This is a genomic window from Streptomyces pseudovenezuelae, from assembly GCF_001513955.1.
Classification (GTDB): domain Bacteria; phylum Actinomycetota; class Actinomycetes; order Streptomycetales; family Streptomycetaceae; genus Streptomyces; species Streptomyces pseudovenezuelae.
The window spans coordinates 300,187-316,456 of sequence record NZ_KQ948150.1; the positions used below are offsets into that span (position 1 = coordinate 300,187).

Below are 16,270 nucleotides of genomic sequence, written 5' to 3' on the forward strand. Positions count from 1 at the left end.
GGGGACGCCGCGCCCCCGGGGGCCGGGGTGGCCTCGGGGTCGTGCTCAGACCGGCGGGGCGACGAACACGCCGCGGTCGACGTCGTTGAAGGACTCCTTGGCGATCAGCTCGTTCATGGGGTTGGCCGTGCCCCACTGGTCGGTGACCTCGGGCTGGGAGAAGTCGTAGACGTGTGGGTGCCAGGTGTCCTCGTCGAGGACCTCCAGCTCCGTCGTGTACTCGACGGTGTTGCCGTGCGGGTCGAGGAAGTACGTGAAGGTGTTGTCGCCCGCCATGTGCCGGCCCGGACCCCAGATCTTCTGGATGCCGGCCCGCATCACGCGCCCCGAGCCGCGCATGTACTCGTCGAGGCCGCGCATCTCGAAGGAGACATGGTGCAGCGAGGTGTGCGGGCCCTTGGCGATGGCCATGGAGTGGTGCTGGTTGCTGATCCGCATGAAGTGCATGACCTCGCCCATGTGCGGCGAGTGCAGGGTGTCGGAGAGGCGGAAGCCGAGGTGGGTCTCGTACCACTCACGAGTCCGTTCCAGGTCGGGGGAGTTGAGGACGACGTGCGACAGCTTGACCGGGATCGACTCCTTCTCCTCGATCCTGCGGTGCTGACGGGCCTCGACATCGGCGGAGACCTCGATGGTCCGGCCGTCGATGTCGAAGAAGCGGAAGCCGTAGCCGCCGCCGGGGGTGTCGACCTTGCCGGGCTGCGAGATCAACTGCACGCCACCGGCGAGGAGTTGATCAGCGAACGTGTCGACGTCCTCAGCGCTCGCGGCGCCGTAGGAGACGAGGTCGAGGCGCTTCTCCTCGGCCTTGCGCAGGCGTACGACGTACTGCTCGGGGGAGCCCTCGGCGGCGAGGAAGGAGATCCCGGAGTCCTCGGCGACCTTGGTCAGGCCCCAGACACCGGCGTAGAAGTCGAGCTGTTTGTCGTAGTCGGGTACGGCGAGGTCGACGTGTCGCAGATGGGTGAGCAGGCGGTTCATGGGGGGTTCCTCCTCAGGCGAGGTCGAGCAGGGCGGAGGCGTTGGCTCCGCGTACGGCGTGGAAGTCGGGGTCGGGCAGGTCCGCGGCGCGCAGGGCGGCGAGCGGGTCCTCGGTGCCCATGTCGAAGGGGAAGTCGGAGCCGAGCAGGACGCGGTCGGCTCCGCAGGCGGCGATCAGGGTCCGCAGGACGTGCGGATCGTGGACGAGGGAGTCGACGTACAGCTGCTTCAGGTAGCTGCTGGGTTCCCGGGCGCAGCCCCGGGCGTCGGGCCGTACACGCCAGGCATGGTCGGAGCGGCCGATGTGGGTGGGCAGATAGCCGCCGCCGTGCGCCGCGACCAGCTTCAGGCCCGGACGGCGGTCCAGGACACCGGAGAAGATCAGGTGGGAGAGCGCGACGGCGTTCTCGGTGGGCTGGCCGACGGTGTTGGACAGGTACCACTGGTCCAGGCGTTCGTCGAGCGTGCAGCCGAAGGGATGCAGGAAGACCAGGGCACCGGTCTCCTCGGCCCGGGTCCAGAAGTCCCCAAGGCGCGGGTCGGAGAGTTCCACCTCCCGTGTCCCGCCAGGGCCGGGGGCGTGCGAGGAGATCTCCACGCCCTTCAGCCCCTGCTCCAGCGCGTGATCGAGCAACTCCACGGCGAGGGCCGGGTGTTGGAGCGGGACCAGGCCCAGACCGAGCAGCCGGTCGGGGGCCTTCGCGCAGTGCGCGGCGGTGCTTTCGTTGGCCAACCGGCAGACATGGCGGGCGAGTTCGGGGCCGGCCCAGTAGTGGTAGTGCGAGGGGGAGGGGCTGACCAGCTGGATGTCCACGCCTTGTGCGTCCATGGCCGCCAGCCGCACGGCCACGTCCGTCAGTCTCGGTATGCGCGCGCCGACCATGGGCCCGCTCACGGCCGGCGCCGCCGAGCCGTTGCGGCGGGTGTCGAGGCGGCGGGCCTCGGCGAGGCCGGGTGCACCCGCCACGGCCTCCTCGACCTCCGGCAGCAGCAGATGGGCGTGGACGTCGATCGTCGGTGTGGACTCCGGCTCGGTCACGGGCATTCCTTCAGGGCGCTCAGGGTGCGGTGGGTCAGCCCTGGTATGTCCGCGTCGCGCACTCCGTCCAGCGTCCACCGGCCGAGCTGGACGGAGGCGTCGACGACCCTGCGCACGCGGGGCAGCCGCCGGGCGTGGTAGTCGGTGAAGAGCTGGTCGTCCCAGGTGTCGCGGGTGGTCAGCAGCTCGGCCAGGACCAGGGCGTCCTCCAGGGACATCGCAGCGCCCTGGGCGAACGTGGGCGGGCAGCAGTGCGCGGCGTCCCCGACGAGCACGACCCGGCCCCGGTGCCAGGGGCCCTCCACCAGGAGGCGGTGGAACCAGGTGTAGTTGACCTTGGCGGGGTCCTCGATGTGCTTCACGATCTCGGGCCAGAAACCGCCGTAGTGCTGCGCGAGTGCGCGCATCTCGTCGGCGTACGTTTCCGGTGGGATCGAGGCGCGATCGCGGTTGGCCTCGACGACGTAGGCGTAGATGGTGTCCTCGCTGGTGGGGCAGTAGCCCGCGATGTAGGCGGGGCCGCCGTGCGCCAGGTCCGTGCGGGTCAGACCCTCGGGCCGGGGTGCGGCGATGCGCCAGATGGCCATCCCGGTGGGCTCCGGCCGGTCGGCGATGCCGATCGCGGCGCGCGTCGCGGAATGGAGACCGTCGGCGGCGATCACCAGGTCGTACCGGCCCTCGGTGCCGTCGCTGAGGCGCACCGAGACGCCGTCGGCGTCCTGTTCCAGGGTTTCGGCGGTGGTGCCGAGGCGGACGGTGGCGCCGGACGCGCGGACCGCGTCGATGAGGATCTGCTGCAACCGGGGGCGCGGCATGCCGAGGGTGGCGGGCAGGTCGGGGCCGCCGGTCTGGATGTCGTCGGCGACGAACAGGACGGTGCCGTCGGGGGTGGTCACGCCCAGTGAGCCGAAGGCGAACCCCGAGGCGTTCACCTGCTCCCAGACGCCCAGCTCACGCAGGACGCGCAGGGCGTTGCCGTGGAGGGTGATGCCGGAGCCGGTGGTGGCGTTCCAGTCGGGCTTGGCCTCGATCAGGTCGACGGCGATGCCGGCGCGGCGCAGCAGGATGGTGACGGCGCTGCCGGAGGCGCCCCCGCCGACGACGAGGACGGTACGGGTGCCTTCGCCCGGAGGCTGGGTGAGCGGGTGGTGGTGGGTCATGGTCGGGGTCACCTCACGGTCGGTCCGCACGGCTTCGGGCGGTTGGGGGCGGCTCGCCCGCGGGGAGTGCGGGCCGATACCGGGTGCGCGGCTGCTGTCCGTGGAGAGCGCACCCGGCGACTGGGTGGGCTATTTGACGGCGAGGGGGTTCACGGGGGAGCCCACGGCGCCGGTGATGGGCAGGGGAGCGGCGGTGAGCCAGAACTCGTACACGCGGTCGGCCGCGCAGTCCGCGGCGAGAGCGTCGAGGTCCCACATCTCGCCGATCAGCAGGCCCATGTTGGGGATGACGACCTGGTGCAGGGGCTGGAAGGCGTTGTCGAACTCGTTGGGGCGCACCTCGAAGCCCCAGGTGTCGGTGGCGATCGCGGCGATCTCGGTGCGGTGCAGCCAGCCGGCGGTGGTGAAGGACAGGCCGGGGGCGGGCCCGCCCGCGTAGTCGCCCCAGCCCTCGCGCCGGGCGCGGGCCAGCTGCCCGGTGCGGACGAGCACGATGTCACCGCGTCCGACGCGCACACCGTGGGCCTCGGCGGTCGCGGTCACGTGCTCCTCGGTGATGGCGAAGCCGTCGGGCAACTCGCCGTCGGTACCGATCACTTGGCCCACGTCGAGGAGCACCCCGCGGCCGGCCACATGCGGTGCCATGTGCTCGATGCCGGTGACGAGGTCGCCGTCCGAGGTGACGACCTTCTCGGCGTCCCGGCCGTTCCACGCCTTGCCGTGGTCGAAGATGTGCCCGAGGCCGTCCCACTGGGTGGAGCACTGCAACGGCATCGCGATCACGTCGTCCGCGCCGCCGATGCCGTGCGGGAAGCCCTGGTTGCCCAGCGCCGCGTCGGTGCCCGTGTCCAGCATGGTGTGCACCGGGTTGGTCCGCCGACGCCAGCCCTTCTGCGGGCCGTCCATGTCGAACCGCTGCGACAGGGAGAAGCTGACGCCGCGCCGGACGAGCGCGGCGCCCTCACGCCGCTTCGCCTCGTCGAGGAGGTTCAGGGTGCCGAGCACGTCGTCCTCGTCCCAACGCCCCCAGTTGGAGTACGCCTTGGCGGCCTCGGCGATCGCGCCCTCGGGGTCCGTACGGTCGATCATGCGATCGCACCTTCCGCGAGGCAGCGGGTGCGCTGCATGCCCAGCCCGGTGATGGAACCCTCCATGACGTCCCCGTCGCGCAGCAGCCGGCCCCAGTGGATGCCGTTCCCGGCCGGGCTGCCCGTCAGGACGAGGTCGCCGGGCAGCAGCCGGGAGGTCTGGGAGATGTACGACACCAGGCGGGCGATCCCGAAGAGCATGTCCTTGGTGGACTCGTCCTGCATGGTCTCGCCGTTCAGCTTCAGCGTGACCCGCAGGTCGCCCGGGTCCGCGATCGACTCCGCGGGGACGATCCACGGCCCGAGCGGTGTGAAACCGGGAGCGTTCTTGCAGCGCAGCCAGTCGGTGCCGATGGCCTTCATGTCCCGGCGGAAGACGGTGGCCCGGTCGGTGAGGTCGTTGGCGATCGTGTACCCGGCGACGTACTCCAGGGCCTCCTCGACCGGCACCCGGTACACGGGCCTGGAGACGACCGCCGCAAGTTCCAGCTCCCAGTCGGGCTGCTCGGCCCAGGAGGGCAGGACGACGTCGTCGTGCGGGCCCGCGATAGTGCTGGGCAGGCCGATGAACACGTACGGCAGGTCCTCGGCCGCCCGCCGGTCCATCACCGCGGCGACCTCCGCCCGGGCCTCCTCGATGGTGCGAGGGTCGTCGGGGGAGCGGTGGGCGACCTCAAGATCGATCACGTGCTGCCGGTAGTTCGCGCCGGACTGGAAGATCTGCCGGGGCTCGACCGGTGCGTGCACGCGCAGGCCCTCCAGCGGCCGCCAGTCGAGGGCGTCCTCGGCGGCCAGGACATGCAGCACCGGGAGGGCTTCCTCCCAGCGCTCCAGCACGGCACGCATCCCGGACGGCGCCCAGGCCAGCGCGGCGCTCAGGTCGAGCACCCGGCCCTTCGAGAGAAGCCCGGGGAACGGCTCTGCGTCCGGAACCGAGAATGTTCCCAGCGCGAACGGGCCGACAGGTTGCGCGAGCGTTGCCATCTGATGTCCTCCTGCGGGGTCGGGTCTACTGTGGCCCGGAACGGCCGATCACGGAAATAGATCCTGTGGATGCACTGCATCCATGCAGTGGATGGTCCTCGCACTCCAGGTGGTGCCCGGTGATCGGTCGGACTCGGCCTCGCGCCGCGCGTCCGTCGGCGACCTGCCGGAACGGGTCTTCTCCCGTCGGGCGGCGAGTTCGATCCGGCCGCTGAAAGCCGCGAGGTCACCATGAGGCAGAAGCACCTGGCCCGCGGTCCTCCCCACATCCTGCTGCGCCGGAGGCGACCGAGGCCGGCGCGACGCTGACGAGCCACGGCAACGACAACGACAACGACAAGGGGTGCGGCCCTCAGGCAGCCGTCAGGCCGAAGGCTCCGGCAGTGACCGCGTGCCGACGGCCCCCGCCCGCCGCCGGACAGCCGGCAGTCCGCCCGCGACCAGAGCCGTGGCGACCCCGAGCACGCCGACCGCACCCGCGAGACTCCCCACCACCGACTCCCCGGCGAGCAGGATCAGCGGACACACGAACTCACCGCCGAAGAAGGCAGCCGTCCACAACCCCGTACCGCGACCGCGGTCCTCGAAGGCCAGACGGGACATGGCGCTCGTCAGCAGGGCGGGCAGCAGCATGCCCGTGCCGACACAGTTGATCACCGCCCCGATCACCAGGAGCGGAGTGCTGCCCGCGAGGAACATCACCCCGAAGCCGACCGCGCAGACCGCGAGAACGGCGGGGATCAGCGGTTCCGGAGAGCGCCTGAGGCGGGCGAAGAGGATCGCGCCGCCCACGGTGGCCGCACTGGCGATCGCGGTGGCCAGGCCGATCACGCCGGTGCTCGTCACCCCGAGGTCGTCGAGGAGATACGACATCTCGACCGGCACGGTGTAGAAGACGACCGCGCCGAAGAAGGTGAGGGCGCAGATGCCCGCCAACTGCCGCCAGGGGAACGAACGACGAGGAGCCGTCCCCGGCACCGGGGCCTCGTCCGCGGTCGTGCGGCCGGCCGGGCTGGGCAGCACCGCCGCCATCAGGGGCGCGAGCACCAGGCTCACGGCGTACACCCAGAACGGCACCCGCCAGCCCGCCGATCCGGCCGCGCCGCCGACGACGAAGAAGGCGGTGGCCGACGCGGAGGCGCACATGGTCTGCAGAGCGAGGTACTTCACCCGCTGCCGGCCGGAGTAGTAGTCGCCGATCAGGGTGGTGCAGCAGGTCATGATCGCGGCCTCGGTCACCCCGACCAGGGCACGGCTGGCGATGATCGCGCCCAGGGAGTCGAGCCACAGCGGGGCGGTGCCGAACACCGAGTACAGCACGGCCGCGACGATCAGCAGCCGTTTGCGGCCCAGCCGGTCCACGAGCACGCCGGCGAACGGGGCCAGCAGTGCCAGGGCCAGCGCCGGCACGGTGAGTGCCAGGGGCACCAGGGCCTTGGCGCCGGGCACCGACGCGAAGTCGTCCTGCATCTTCGGCAGGACCGGGGCGATCAGCACCGCGCCCAGGATCGGCAGACAGCTGCCCGCCATCAACAGAGTCACCCGCAGCAGATGGGCCGGACCGGAAGCGGCCACGGGCGACAAGGGGGCGGTGTCTTCCGCGGGGGGACACGTCGGCGGAACGGAACCGGGCATGGCGACTCCAGGAGACGATGGACGGGAGCGGCATGCCTCGCGCGGACGACCTCGTTGCGGGCGCCGGTGGGCACGGCATGCTGCGGACGACCGCACGTCGGCGGCTGGTCCGGACAGCGGCGTGCGGGGTGAGGTCGACTATGGGCGGACCGGGCCCGGTTGGCCATCCTCCGAGCGATCCGAATCCCGTATAGCGCGGCATCCACAGAGTGGATGCGACGGCTGCGGCACGGGCACGGAGACTTCGGAAAGGAGTCCGTCCCGGCTCGTGGTCGGCACGGTGCGACGACCCCTGACGCCGGTGCGGGGACCGGCTACGGCTTGGCTCTGACCAGCCCGGTGTCGTACGCCGTGATCACGGCTTGGATGCGGTCACGGGCGCCGATCTTGGCGAGGACGCGCCCCACGTGCTTCTTGACGGTGGACTCGGTCAGGACCAGGCGCTCGGCGATCTCGGTGTTGGTCCAGCCCTTGCCGATGGCGACGAGGACTTCGCGTTCCCGCTCGGTGAGGGTCCGCAGGCGGGGGTCGTCGGCGGGCGGGGTGCCGGTCGGGGCCAGGACCCGGTGGGTGTAGGCGTCCAGAAGACGGCGGGTGAGGCGGGGGGAGACGACGGCGTCGCCGGTGGCGACGGCGTGGATGCCGGCGACGAGTTCCTCGGGACGGGCGTCCTTGAGGAGGAAGCCGCTGGCTCCGGCGTGCAGGCCTTCGTAGGCGTATTCGTCGAGGTCGAAGGTGGTGACGATGAGGATGCGGGTGCGGCCGCCGGCGGCGACGATGCGGCGGGTCGCCTCGATGCCGTCCATGCCGGGCATGCGGATGTCCATGAGGACGACGTCGGGGCGGAGTTCGGCGGCCATGCGGACCGCCTCGGCGCCGTGTGCGGCCTCACCGACCGGGGTCACACCGGGGGTGCCCTCCAGGAGCATGCGCACGCCCATGCGCTGCAGGGGCTGGTCGTCGGCGATGAGGACGGTGGTCATGGCTGGTGAACTCCCGGGGGTACGACGAGCACGACGTCGACGAGCCAGCCGTGGCCGGCGGCACGCGGGCCGAGCGTGACGGTGCCGCCGTAGAGGGCGGCCCGCTGGTGAATGCCGACGAGACCGTGTCCGGTGTCGCCGGACGGCGCTCCGGCCGCGGGCCGGCCGGTGTCGGCGACCTCGACGCGCACGGTACCGGTGTCCCTGGTGACCGTGACGTCGGCCGTGGCGTCCGGGCCGGCGTGTTTGAGGGTGTTGGTGAGGGCTTCCTGGACGATGCGGTACACGGTGAGCTGGATACCGCTGCCGAGGGCGTCCAGGTCACCCGTGGTCCGGTAGGTCACGGGCAGGCCCGCCGCACGTACGCGGGCCAGCAAGGGCTCCAGGTCGTGGATGCCGGGCTGCGGGCCGAGCGGCCGCACGTCCTCCTCCTGCCCCCGCTCCTCGCGCAGCACGTCGAGGACCCGTCGGAGTTCGCTCATGGCCTGTCGGCCGGTGTCGGCGAGGATACGCAGGGCGTCGGCGGAGGTCTCACCGCGGTTGGTGGCGAGGGTGGCGGCGCCGTCGGCGAGGCTGACCATGACGGAGAGGTTGTGGCCGACGATGTCGTGCATCTCGCGGGCGATGCGGGCGCGTTCTGCGGCGGTGGTGAGCCGCACGCGCTGGTCGTGCTCGACCTCCAGGCGGGTGGCCCGGTCCTCCAGAGCAGCGAGGTAGAGGCGGCGGATCCGCAGCGTCAGGCCGATGGCGACGGCCGCGGTCGCCGTGCCCAGCAGGAAGAAGAGACCGAGGAAGGGGTGCTCGACGGGGGCCAGGAGCCAGACCGCCAACGTCATTTCGGCCGCGGTGCCGGCGGCGGCCCAGCCGAGCCCGCGCAGGGACCCGTGCAGGGCCAGGCTGTAGAGGGCGATGAGCGTGGCCATGCCGGTCTGCTGCCACACCCCCAGCGACCACTGGGCCACCAACGCCGCGGAGATCACCCAGTAGGTGACGGCCGGGGTCCTGCGGCGCCACCACAGCGGCACGGCGAGTGCGACGGCGAAGGCGACGCGCACCGCGGTCGGCGCATGGGTGTGGTTCATGGTGTCGCCGAAGGGGCCGTGGCGGTCGGGGGAGAACACGTCGGGGAGACTCAGCAGGAAGACCCCGAGGACGACCGCGGTGTCGAGCAGCCACGGGTGCCGCTGGTCCAGCCGGCGCCGGGCGGTGCGACCACGCAGCATCCGGCCCAGCAGCGGGTGTGCCCAGGCGTCGGCGAGCCCGGGGGACGGCGCGTCGGCCGTCCCCCGGGGCGTGGTCGCGGGGGCCCGTCTCATGATCCCCAATGATCTCGCACCGCCGCTCAGGCGTCGCTCTTCGTCAGCCGCCAGGCTGCCCCGGCGAGGATGAGGGCCACCCACCCGGCGAAGACGGCGAGTCCGGCCCCGGGAGAGAGGGCGTCGGAGGACTGGTGCAGGGCGTACATCGCCGAGCCCGCGTTGCTGGGGAAGTAGGGGTTGATGGTGTCGTAGAGCGAGTCGGGCAGCAGGGAGGCCAGGCCCGGGAGGATGAGCAGGACGCCCACCAGGACCGCGATGGCTCCGGCGCTGGAGCGCAGCAGCACGCCCAGGGCCACGCCCGCCACGGCGACCAGGGCGAGGTAGAGGCCGGCCCCGGCCAGGCTGCGCAGCACACCGTCGTCGCCCAGGGACAGGGCGATCTTCTCGCCGTCCAGACCCAGCGTGCCCAGCTGGAACGCGGCCAGCGCGCCGAGGGTGGTCAGGACCAGGATGACGGGGCCGATCACGGCGGCCTTGGACCACAGGACGGGCAGGCGGCGCGGTACGGCGGTGAGGGTGGAGCGGATCATGCCGGTGGTGTACTCGCCGGCCGACAGCAGGACGCCGAGCACACCGACGGCCAGCGACGCGAAGGTCACCCCGAGCAGGGCGAGGCTCACCGCGTCCTGGTCGCCCGAGTCGGCTCCGGGCGGCCCGCCCTGGGCGGTGGCGCCGGGGCTGTAGGTGGCGGAGGCGATCGCGCCGAAGACGATCAGCAGGACCACGGCGACGCCGAGGGTGATCCAGCTGGAGCGCAGGGACCAGAACTTGGCCCACTCCGAGCGCAGCACCCGCGGGCCGGTGACCTTGTAGGCCGCGGTGGGGGTGAGTTCGGTGACGGTCATCAGGCTGCCTTTCGCCCGGTCTCGACGGGATGGCTCTGGTACTCGACGACGTCCCTGGTCAGGTCCATGAACGCGGCCTCCAACGAGGCGGACTGCGGGGTGAGTTCGTACAGTGCCACGCCGTGCTCGGCCGCGATCCGGCCGATCTGGCGGGCGTCGCGCCCCAGGACCAGGAGTTCCTCGGCGGACGAGGAGGTGATGGTGACGTCGGGGCCGGCGAGCAGCGAGCGCAGTCGGCCGGATTCGGCGGTGGCGACCTTCACGCCGCCGCCGCTCGCCTCCCGGGTGAAGTCGTCGACGGTGGTGTCGGCGAGGAGCCGGCCGCGTCCGATGATGACCAGGTGGTCGGCGATCAGTGCGGTCTCGCTCATCAGGTGCGAGGAGAGCATCACGGCCCGGCCTTCGTCGGCCAGGGAGCGCAGGAGGTTGCGTACCCAGAGCACGCCTTCGGGGTCGAGGCCGTTGACGGGTTCGTCGAGCATCACGATCGCGGGGTCGCCGAGCAGGGCGGCGGCGATGCCGAGCCGCTGGCCCATGCCGAGGGAGAAGGCGCCCACGCGTTTGCCGGCCACGCTGGTCAGGCCGGCCAGTTCGATGACCTCGTCCACTCGGCTGCGCGGGATGCCGTGGGTGTAGGCGAGTGCCATGAGGTGGTTGAAGGCGCTGCGTCCGGGATGGACGGACTTGGCCTCCAGCAGGGTGCCGATCTCGTGCAGGGGTGCCGTGTGCTTGGCGTAGGAGGTGCCGCCCACGGTGACCGAGCCCTTGGTGGGGGAGTCCAGGCCGACGATCATGCGCATGGTGGTGGACTTGCCGGCGCCGTTGGGGCCGAGGAAGCCGGTGACCTCTCCGGGCTTGACGGTGAAGCTCAGATGGTCGACGACCGTCTTGTCGCCGTACCGCTTCGTCAGCTCGCGTACCTCGATCATGGGGTGGGCCCTTCACGTCGTACTCGGCCGGGCGAGCGCCGCGACCTTCGCAATCGACCATAGGAGCGCAGCGGGCCAAGACCCTGGGACCACGGGGGACACTTCACCGTTCCGACTGGTACCGCAGTGCCATTCGGCGCCGATCACCCGTACGCCGCAGGTATGACGGCACCGCACGCCTCAGCCGGTGGCGCCGCCTGCGCCGTCGTACGGCTGCGGCCACGGTGGTGAACACCCGGGGGCGATGGCAGCAGGCACCGAACACCCCGGCCGGGCCGGTGGCTCACCGCCGCCGACCCCGGACCGTCTCGCTCCCGCGACCACGGCGGCAGTGGACCTGAGGGAAGCCGCACAGGCACCGACACCCTCAGTGATCAACGAACACGGCATCGAGATGATGGGCGGGGGTGGGGTGATGTTGCCGCTTCGGGGCATCCGGGAGGTAACACGTCAGCTCGCACCAGGAGGTACGTCATGATCGCGCTCGGCATCATCCTGCTCGTCATCGGTTTCCTGACCGGTATATCGATCCTGTGGACCCTGGGCATCATCCTGGCCGTGGTCGGTGCAGTGTTCTGGGTCATGGGATCCATGGGGCACGCCGTCGCCGGCCGACGTCACTATTGGTGACCGGGCTGTCCTCGAACCACGTCCGGCTGAATGCCTGCCTTCGCGAGGAGGGCCCGCTCAGTGAGCGGGCCCTCCTCCTGCGCGAGCGGTAAGGGCATCGCCCGGGGCGTGGCGCCTACTGGTAGCAGGGGTTCCCGCACCGGACGCCGAAGGTGCCGTTGTGTCCGTGTGAGGTGAGTGGGACTGACGTGACAGCTGGGGGGGCTGGGACTTTGCTGGTCTCCCACGGCATCGGCGCCGCCATGGCAGGCGCACCGAGGGCGCCCAGCACGGTCGCTGCCAGGAACACGACGGTGATCGTCCGCTTGTGCAGGTTCATTAGTTCCCCCATCGGTCTTCGGTCGGTGCTCGCCGGCAGGCGGGTCGGCCGCCCCGGCAAGGGCCGTCTGTGAGGGGCAGGTCGCCCGTGGAGTCGCCCGTCAGGCAGACGGCGTTTCACTCGGCACGGGGAGCCACTGCCCTTGTTCTCCCGTCAGCGCGCTCTGATCGTCACGTGCTGCACGGGCGCCGAGCCGGCGGCAGCCAGGACGGAGCAGCAGCCGAGCACCAACAGCGCGATCAGCGCGGCCTTGACGGCACGCCTCATGTGATTCCCCCTGGTCGTTCAACGATGGCAAAGACGGTGTCACGCACGTGCGCGGGCCGCTATGTTTTCGGTCCTCTTCGAAGTGTCGTCCCGGAGCCTGCCAACAGGTTGAGGGCAAGGGACGTCGCCGTGTGCTCGACGTGCTTGCCGTCCCGTCTGCTGACGATGAGTCCTGCCCCGCGCAGGACTCCTATCTGATAGCTCGCACTGGCCGGTGCGAGTTCGAGGGCGTGGGCCACCTCGGTGGTGGTGCGGGTGGAATGGCCCGCCACATCGGCGAGCACCGCGCTCCTGGTCCGGCCGAGCAGCCGGTCGAGCCGTTCCTCGCCCGCTCGGGCGATCTCGAGCGGCTGCTTCATCACGGGGTAGACGAGGACCGGATCCAGGTGGGGATCAGCGAGGGCCGTGGGTCTGCCCCAGCAGAAATACGACGGTACGAGCATCAGCCCCCGCCCATCCAGCCGCAGTTCCCGGTCGACGGGGTAGTCGACGTCCAGATACGGCGGGTTCCAGCGGGCGAAGGGGCGCAGACCGTCCAGGAGGGCGGCGGAGCCTCCGTCGAGGACGGCGCGGGTGCGGACCGAGACATCGTTGCCCACGGCTGAACGGACATGCCGCCAATAGGGTTCCAGGAGGGTCCGGTACGAGGCCCGCAGCGCGTCGGAGGCCAGTTTGAGCGATGCTGCGGGTGCCTCGTGGGGGCCGCACATCCAGCCCGGCACCGGCCGTGCGTCGGAGAACCGCGTCAGTTCCGCGGTCAATCGGTCGCGGGGTGTCGCCCGTAACGATTCGAGTCCCGCCTCCAGACACTCGCCTGTGACGGGAGGCGTCAGGAAGTCGGGGATGTAGCCGGAGGCCGGGATGACGGTGCGCAGAGTGCCCAGGGCGTGTGAGGCCCGGAGGTCCCGCGACAGCCGTTGACCTGTCTCGCGGCGCCAGTGCCCGAACTCCACGAGCCCATGACGTGTCTGCAGGCGGCAGACCGCGCACATCAACTCCCACAGAGGATCAGGTTGTTGAGCGATCCGGATGTTCTCGAGATCGCGCCAGCTGAAGTGGATACGTAGCAAGTGGCTCCTTGAGGAGGGTGGTGGACGGACGAGAGAAGGTGAGGGGCCGAACGCCGGGCCGGGCCCATCGCGCCTGAACGGCCCCGGCGTTGCGTCGGCCATGGCGAGCGCGTCGGGCCGAACGCCGTTACGGATGCGGCCTGTTCGCCGCCCGGACCGAGATGGCCAACCGAGGGCAGGGATCACCGCAGGGGTCGATGCGGACGTAGGAGGGGCCGAAGGTCGCAGGCCGGGAAGCAGCTCTGCGGCAGTAGTTCCGCTCATCCTGCTCCGCCGGCCGAGTCGGCCCCATAGATCCTGATGGAGTCGGCCCGGAGGGGGAAGCCGAACGGACGAAGAGGATGACCTCCCTGTCGATAAACTTTCCTTTATGGGCGCTGGTGGCGGATCCGGAGGCAGGCGAGAGCCGAGTCTCCACCAACTCCGGCTCTTTCTCGTCCTCGCCCAGGAGCTTCACTTCGGTCGTGCGGCAGCGCGGGTCTACGTCACCCAGCCTGCCTTCAGTCAGCAGATCCGGTCGCTGGAACAGCGGCTCGGTGTCGTACTCGTCGAGCGCGGCGGCCGGAGTGTGCGGCTCACCCCGGCCGGCCGGTCCGTCGCCGAGGAGGCCAGGGCAGTGGTCGACGCCATGGCGCGACTGCGACAGGCAGCCGGTCGTCATGTCGGTGCGGCGCGTGGGCTGTTGCGGATCGGCAGCCTCGGGGCCGAGGCAGCCATGCCCTACGCCCAGGCCATTCTCGCCCACCTCCGCGGTCGCCACCCCGACCTGGAGATCGAGGTCCGGAACCTGACCTTCCTCGACATGTTCAGCACCCTGCTCAGCGGGGAGGTCGACGCCGCCTTCCTTCGCGGACCCCTGCCCGGCGGGATCCAGTCCCTGCACCTGGCGTCCGAGGCACGGGTGGTCTGTCTGTCCGACGACGACCCGCTCGCCGACCGGGACGTACTCACGCTCGACCAGTTGGCCGAACGCACGGTCGTCGACATGCCGCCGGAAGTGCCCCGCTCGTGGTGGAACCACCTGACGGTCAACCCCCGCCCGGACGGCACCAGGGTCCGCTTCGGCCCTGTCGTCAGAGACACCGAGGCCATGGTCCTCGCCGTCACCCAAGGGGGTGCGATCACCTTCCTGCCCGCCGCGGCCCGCCGCCTGTACCCGCGCGCCGGCATCACCTACGTGGACTGCCCGGAGCTCGGCCTCTCGACGGCCGAACTCGCCTGGCTTCCCGACCACCGGGACGAGCCGGCGGTATCCGCCCTGCGCGAGGCAGCCCACCAGACGGTCCGGCAGCCCGGAAGCACGCCTGCCGACTCCGCACCCGACGCATGACGCGGGTGGGGGTCCGATCCCACACCGCATCGGCCACCTAGGAACTCTCTTTCCGGCCACGGGAGTTGCTGCCATCGGCAGGCCCCCGGCGCCGCCTTTCCGAAAGCGCAGGGCGCGGAGCGGAAGCCCGCAGTTACGCTCGCCGCGTGATGCACCGGTGGAAAGGCCACGTAAGCCGCCACCCTCTGTGGGGCGCCGTCGAGTTCACCTTCGCCTGGCATGCGGTGTTGCTGCTGTTCGCCAAGGTGGTCCTGCCTCCCCTGGCCCCGTCCTGGTTTCCCGACCTGGGCGCCACCGTGGTCAACGCGGTCTGCTTCGCGGGTGCCTGGGTCGTCCTGTGGCGGTGGGGATGGCTGCGCGTGAGTGGTGTCGCCGTGCTGGGCGGACCGCGCCGCTGGTGGCCGGCTCTGCCGATGCTCCTCGTGGCCTGCTCGTACGCCGTGGCGGGCGTGGAGGGATGTACGACCCTGGTGGCCGGCAGTCTGATCTCGCTGCTGTGGGTCAGCGCCAACGAGGAGATCTACAGCCGCGGCCTGGTGCAACAGATCCTGACCCCGCTCGGTGCGATGCGGGCGGCGATCGGCGTCGGATTCCTGTTCGGCGTCGGCCACTTGCAGAACTATCTGTTCTTCGGCGCCCCGTTGGACGACACGCTGTGGCAGATGCTGTCGGCCGGCCTGTTCGGCTTCACCTGTGGGGGGCTGCGGTACGCGATCGGCTCGGTCTGGCCGATGGTCGCCGTCCACGGACTGGACGACTTCTTCCAGATCCGTTCACCGGGAGCGGCACCCGACTGGTGGCAGGTGGGGGTGTACGTCTTCCATGTCGCGTACGGGGTGTGGCTGCTACGTCGCTACGGCACCGGCGATGCTCTTCTGGCGCGGGACGGTGTCCGTGCGGACCCCGACGAGCGCCCCGAGCAGGCGGGTGCGCTGGACTGACACGCAGGTGCTCGATGGTCTGGCTGGTTCTCGTGCCCTGTCCGGCACACGGCTCGAACAGGACACGAGAACAGGTGCGGCGTCCCGGCTCTCGCCGGGGGCGAGAAAGTGAGGTGAGGAGACGGAACAACCCTCGGGCCGGACCGAATCCGTACCCCACTTCCTCAACACCACTCCGTGCCCGGTCGGTTCATCGGCTCATCGTGCGTGCGAGGACGCCGACGTGCCACCGACCAGTTGACGATTGCCGCAGCAGCGGAATCAGACGGGGCGGATGTTCTCCGCCTGCGGGCCCTTCTGGCCCTGCGTGACGTCGAACTCGACCTTCTGGCCTTCCTGCAGCTCGCGGAAGCCCTGGGCGGCGATGTTCGAGTAGTGGGCGAAGACGTCGGGGCCGCCACCCTCCTGCTCGATGAATCCGAAGCCCTTCTCGCTGTTGAACCACTTCACGGTGCCCTTGGCCATAACCGTCTCCTTCGAGGGAAACCGGGCCCGCACTCTGCGCGCCCGGAGGTGATCGCCCTGGTCCGGAGAGGCGCTGACACGCAAGAACGCCCGTGACGGCGATCACGGGCGAACAGGACTTCGGAACCACGACTGCTGGATCACGACGCTACACCCGGGAAGTGGCCGCCGCTACCGAGAACGCGGCCGACTCGGTACCCGGCGTGTCGCCGAACTCCCCCGCGTGGACGTGCTGCTGCTCCGCGACGGCCCGAGTCAGACCCATGTTTCCGGGCCGATCCGGGC

The 16,270-nt window shown here is 70.8% G+C and carries 15 protein-coding genes; 3 read left to right on the plus strand and 12 right to left on the minus strand.

Annotated elements, in window-relative coordinates:
* Window positions 1–45 precede the first annotated feature (45 nt).
* The 10 genes from AQI94_RS29390 to AQI94_RS29435 all read right to left on the minus strand — a co-directional run bounded on the left by AQI94_RS29390 (window position 46) and on the right by AQI94_RS29435 (window position 10,963).
* Entirely contained in the window at window positions 46–981 is a 936-nt protein-coding gene (locus AQI94_RS29390; RefSeq protein ID WP_031037528.1) for a VOC family protein, read from the minus strand.
* A 13-nt stretch (window positions 982–994) separates the two neighbouring features.
* The gene (locus AQI94_RS29395; protein WP_062230024.1) at window positions 995–2,026 is read right to left on the minus strand and encodes an amidohydrolase family protein; all 1,032 of its coding nucleotides are present in this window, start codon (window positions 2,024–2,026) and stop codon (window positions 995–997) included.
* Window positions 2,017–3,180, minus strand: a complete 1,164-nt coding sequence (locus AQI94_RS29400) for an FAD-dependent oxidoreductase (RefSeq protein WP_031051677.1) — start codon at window positions 3,178–3,180, stop codon at window positions 2,017–2,019. The genes AQI94_RS29395 and AQI94_RS29400 overlap by 10 nt, the downstream gene beginning before the upstream one ends.
* Before the next feature lie 129 nt (window positions 3,181–3,309).
* Window positions 3,310–4,269, minus strand: a complete 960-nt coding sequence (locus tag AQI94_RS29405; RefSeq protein ID WP_031051676.1) for a cyclase family protein — start codon at window positions 4,267–4,269, stop codon at window positions 3,310–3,312.
* Complete coding sequence (locus AQI94_RS29410; protein ID WP_031051674.1) at window positions 4,266–5,252, minus strand: fumarylacetoacetate hydrolase family protein; 987 nt, start codon at window positions 5,250–5,252, stop codon at window positions 4,266–4,268. Before AQI94_RS29410 ends, AQI94_RS29405 begins: the two co-directional genes overlap by 4 nt.
* 363 nt (window positions 5,253–5,615) lie before the next feature.
* Window positions 5,616–6,887 (minus strand): MFS transporter, encoded by a 1,272-nt coding sequence (locus AQI94_RS29415; RefSeq protein WP_031051672.1) that lies wholly within the window; start codon window positions 6,885–6,887, stop codon window positions 5,616–5,618.
* A gap of 314 nt (window positions 6,888–7,201) precedes the next feature.
* Window positions 7,202–7,870, minus strand: a complete 669-nt coding sequence (locus AQI94_RS29420) for a response regulator (RefSeq protein WP_031051670.1) — start codon at window positions 7,868–7,870, stop codon at window positions 7,202–7,204.
* On the minus strand, window positions 7,867–9,186 hold the full coding sequence (locus AQI94_RS29425) for a sensor histidine kinase (protein ID WP_051832019.1): 1,320 nt from the start codon (window positions 9,184–9,186) through the stop codon (window positions 7,867–7,869). Before AQI94_RS29425 ends, AQI94_RS29420 begins: the two co-directional genes overlap by 4 nt.
* Window positions 9,187–9,212: 26 nt before the next feature.
* The gene (locus AQI94_RS29430) at window positions 9,213–10,034 is read right to left on the minus strand and encodes an ABC transporter permease (protein WP_031041569.1); all 822 of its coding nucleotides are present in this window, start codon (window positions 10,032–10,034) and stop codon (window positions 9,213–9,215) included.
* Window positions 10,034–10,963 (minus strand): ABC transporter ATP-binding protein, encoded by a 930-nt coding sequence (locus AQI94_RS29435; protein WP_031041565.1) that lies wholly within the window; start codon window positions 10,961–10,963, stop codon window positions 10,034–10,036. The genes AQI94_RS29430 and AQI94_RS29435 overlap by 1 nt, the downstream gene beginning before the upstream one ends.
* A gap of 474 nt (window positions 10,964–11,437) precedes the next feature.
* On the opposite strand from AQI94_RS29435, the gene AQI94_RS45155 reads away from it, so the two are divergent.
* Window positions 11,438–11,593 carry a DUF6131 family protein gene (locus tag AQI94_RS45155; protein ID WP_020120291.1) on the plus strand — a complete coding sequence of 52 codons (156 nt, stop codon included), beginning with the start codon at window positions 11,438–11,440 and terminating at the stop codon, window positions 11,591–11,593.
* A 645-nt stretch (window positions 11,594–12,238) separates the two neighbouring features.
* On the opposite strand, the gene AQI94_RS29440 is transcribed toward AQI94_RS45155, so the two are convergent.
* Window positions 12,239–13,249, minus strand: coding sequence for an ArsR/SmtB family transcription factor (locus AQI94_RS29440; protein ID WP_031041560.1), 1,011 nt, complete (start codon window positions 13,247–13,249; stop codon window positions 12,239–12,241).
* A 370-nt stretch (window positions 13,250–13,619) separates the two neighbouring features.
* On the opposite strand from AQI94_RS29440, the gene AQI94_RS29445 reads away from it, so the two are divergent.
* A complete protein-coding gene (locus AQI94_RS29445; protein WP_037941761.1) occupies window positions 13,620–14,579 on the plus strand; it encodes a LysR family transcriptional regulator in 960 nt (319 codons plus the stop codon).
* A gap of 149 nt (window positions 14,580–14,728) precedes the next feature.
* Window positions 14,729–15,520 (plus strand): CPBP family intramembrane glutamic endopeptidase, encoded by a 792-nt coding sequence (locus AQI94_RS29450; RefSeq protein ID WP_031041555.1) that lies wholly within the window; start codon window positions 14,729–14,731, stop codon window positions 15,518–15,520.
* A 261-nt stretch (window positions 15,521–15,781) separates the two neighbouring features.
* On the opposite strand, the gene AQI94_RS29455 is transcribed toward AQI94_RS29450, so the two are convergent.
* The gene (locus tag AQI94_RS29455; protein WP_020120296.1) at window positions 15,782–15,985 is read right to left on the minus strand and encodes a cold-shock protein; all 204 of its coding nucleotides are present in this window, start codon (window positions 15,983–15,985) and stop codon (window positions 15,782–15,784) included.
* Window positions 15,986–16,270 lie beyond the last annotated feature (285 nt).

Excerpts from the sequence above, each read along its gene's own strand:
- AQI94_RS29415 (WP_031051672.1), bottom strand. The coding sequence starts at position 6,887 with ATGCCCGGTTCCGTTCCGCCGACGTGTCCCCCCGCGGAAGACACCGCC.
- AQI94_RS29450 (WP_031041555.1), top strand. The coding sequence starts at position 14,729 with ATGCACCGGTGGAAAGGCCACGTAAGCCGCCACCCTCTGTGGGGCGCC.
- AQI94_RS29405 (WP_031051676.1), bottom strand. The coding sequence starts at position 4,269 with ATGATCGACCGTACGGACCCCGAGGGCGCGATCGCCGAGGCCGCCAAG.
- AQI94_RS29400 (WP_031051677.1), bottom strand. The coding sequence starts at position 3,180 with ATGACCCACCACCACCCGCTCACCCAGCCTCCGGGCGAAGGCACCCGT.
- AQI94_RS29395 (WP_062230024.1), bottom strand. The coding sequence starts at position 2,026 with ATGCCCGTGACCGAGCCGGAGTCCACACCGACGATCGACGTCCACGCC.
- AQI94_RS29430 (WP_031041569.1), bottom strand. The coding sequence starts at position 10,034 with ATGACCGTCACCGAACTCACCCCCACCGCGGCCTACAAGGTCACCGGC.
- AQI94_RS29420 (WP_031051670.1), bottom strand. The coding sequence starts at position 7,870 with ATGACCACCGTCCTCATCGCCGACGACCAGCCCCTGCAGCGCATGGGC.
- AQI94_RS29425 (WP_051832019.1), bottom strand. The coding sequence starts at position 9,186 with ATGAGACGGGCCCCCGCGACCACGCCCCGGGGGACGGCCGACGCGCCG.
- AQI94_RS29435 (WP_031041565.1), bottom strand. The coding sequence starts at position 10,963 with ATGATCGAGGTACGCGAGCTGACGAAGCGGTACGGCGACAAGACGGTC.
- AQI94_RS45155 (WP_020120291.1), top strand. The coding sequence starts at position 11,438 with ATGATCGCGCTCGGCATCATCCTGCTCGTCATCGGTTTCCTGACCGGT.
- AQI94_RS29410 (WP_031051674.1), bottom strand. The coding sequence starts at position 5,252 with ATGGCAACGCTCGCGCAACCTGTCGGCCCGTTCGCGCTGGGAACATTC.
- AQI94_RS29390 (WP_031037528.1), bottom strand. The coding sequence starts at position 981 with ATGAACCGCCTGCTCACCCATCTGCGACACGTCGACCTCGCCGTACCC.
- AQI94_RS29445 (WP_037941761.1), top strand. The coding sequence starts at position 13,620 with ATGGGCGCTGGTGGCGGATCCGGAGGCAGGCGAGAGCCGAGTCTCCAC.
- AQI94_RS29455 (WP_020120296.1), bottom strand. The coding sequence starts at position 15,985 with ATGGCCAAGGGCACCGTGAAGTGGTTCAACAGCGAGAAGGGCTTCGGA.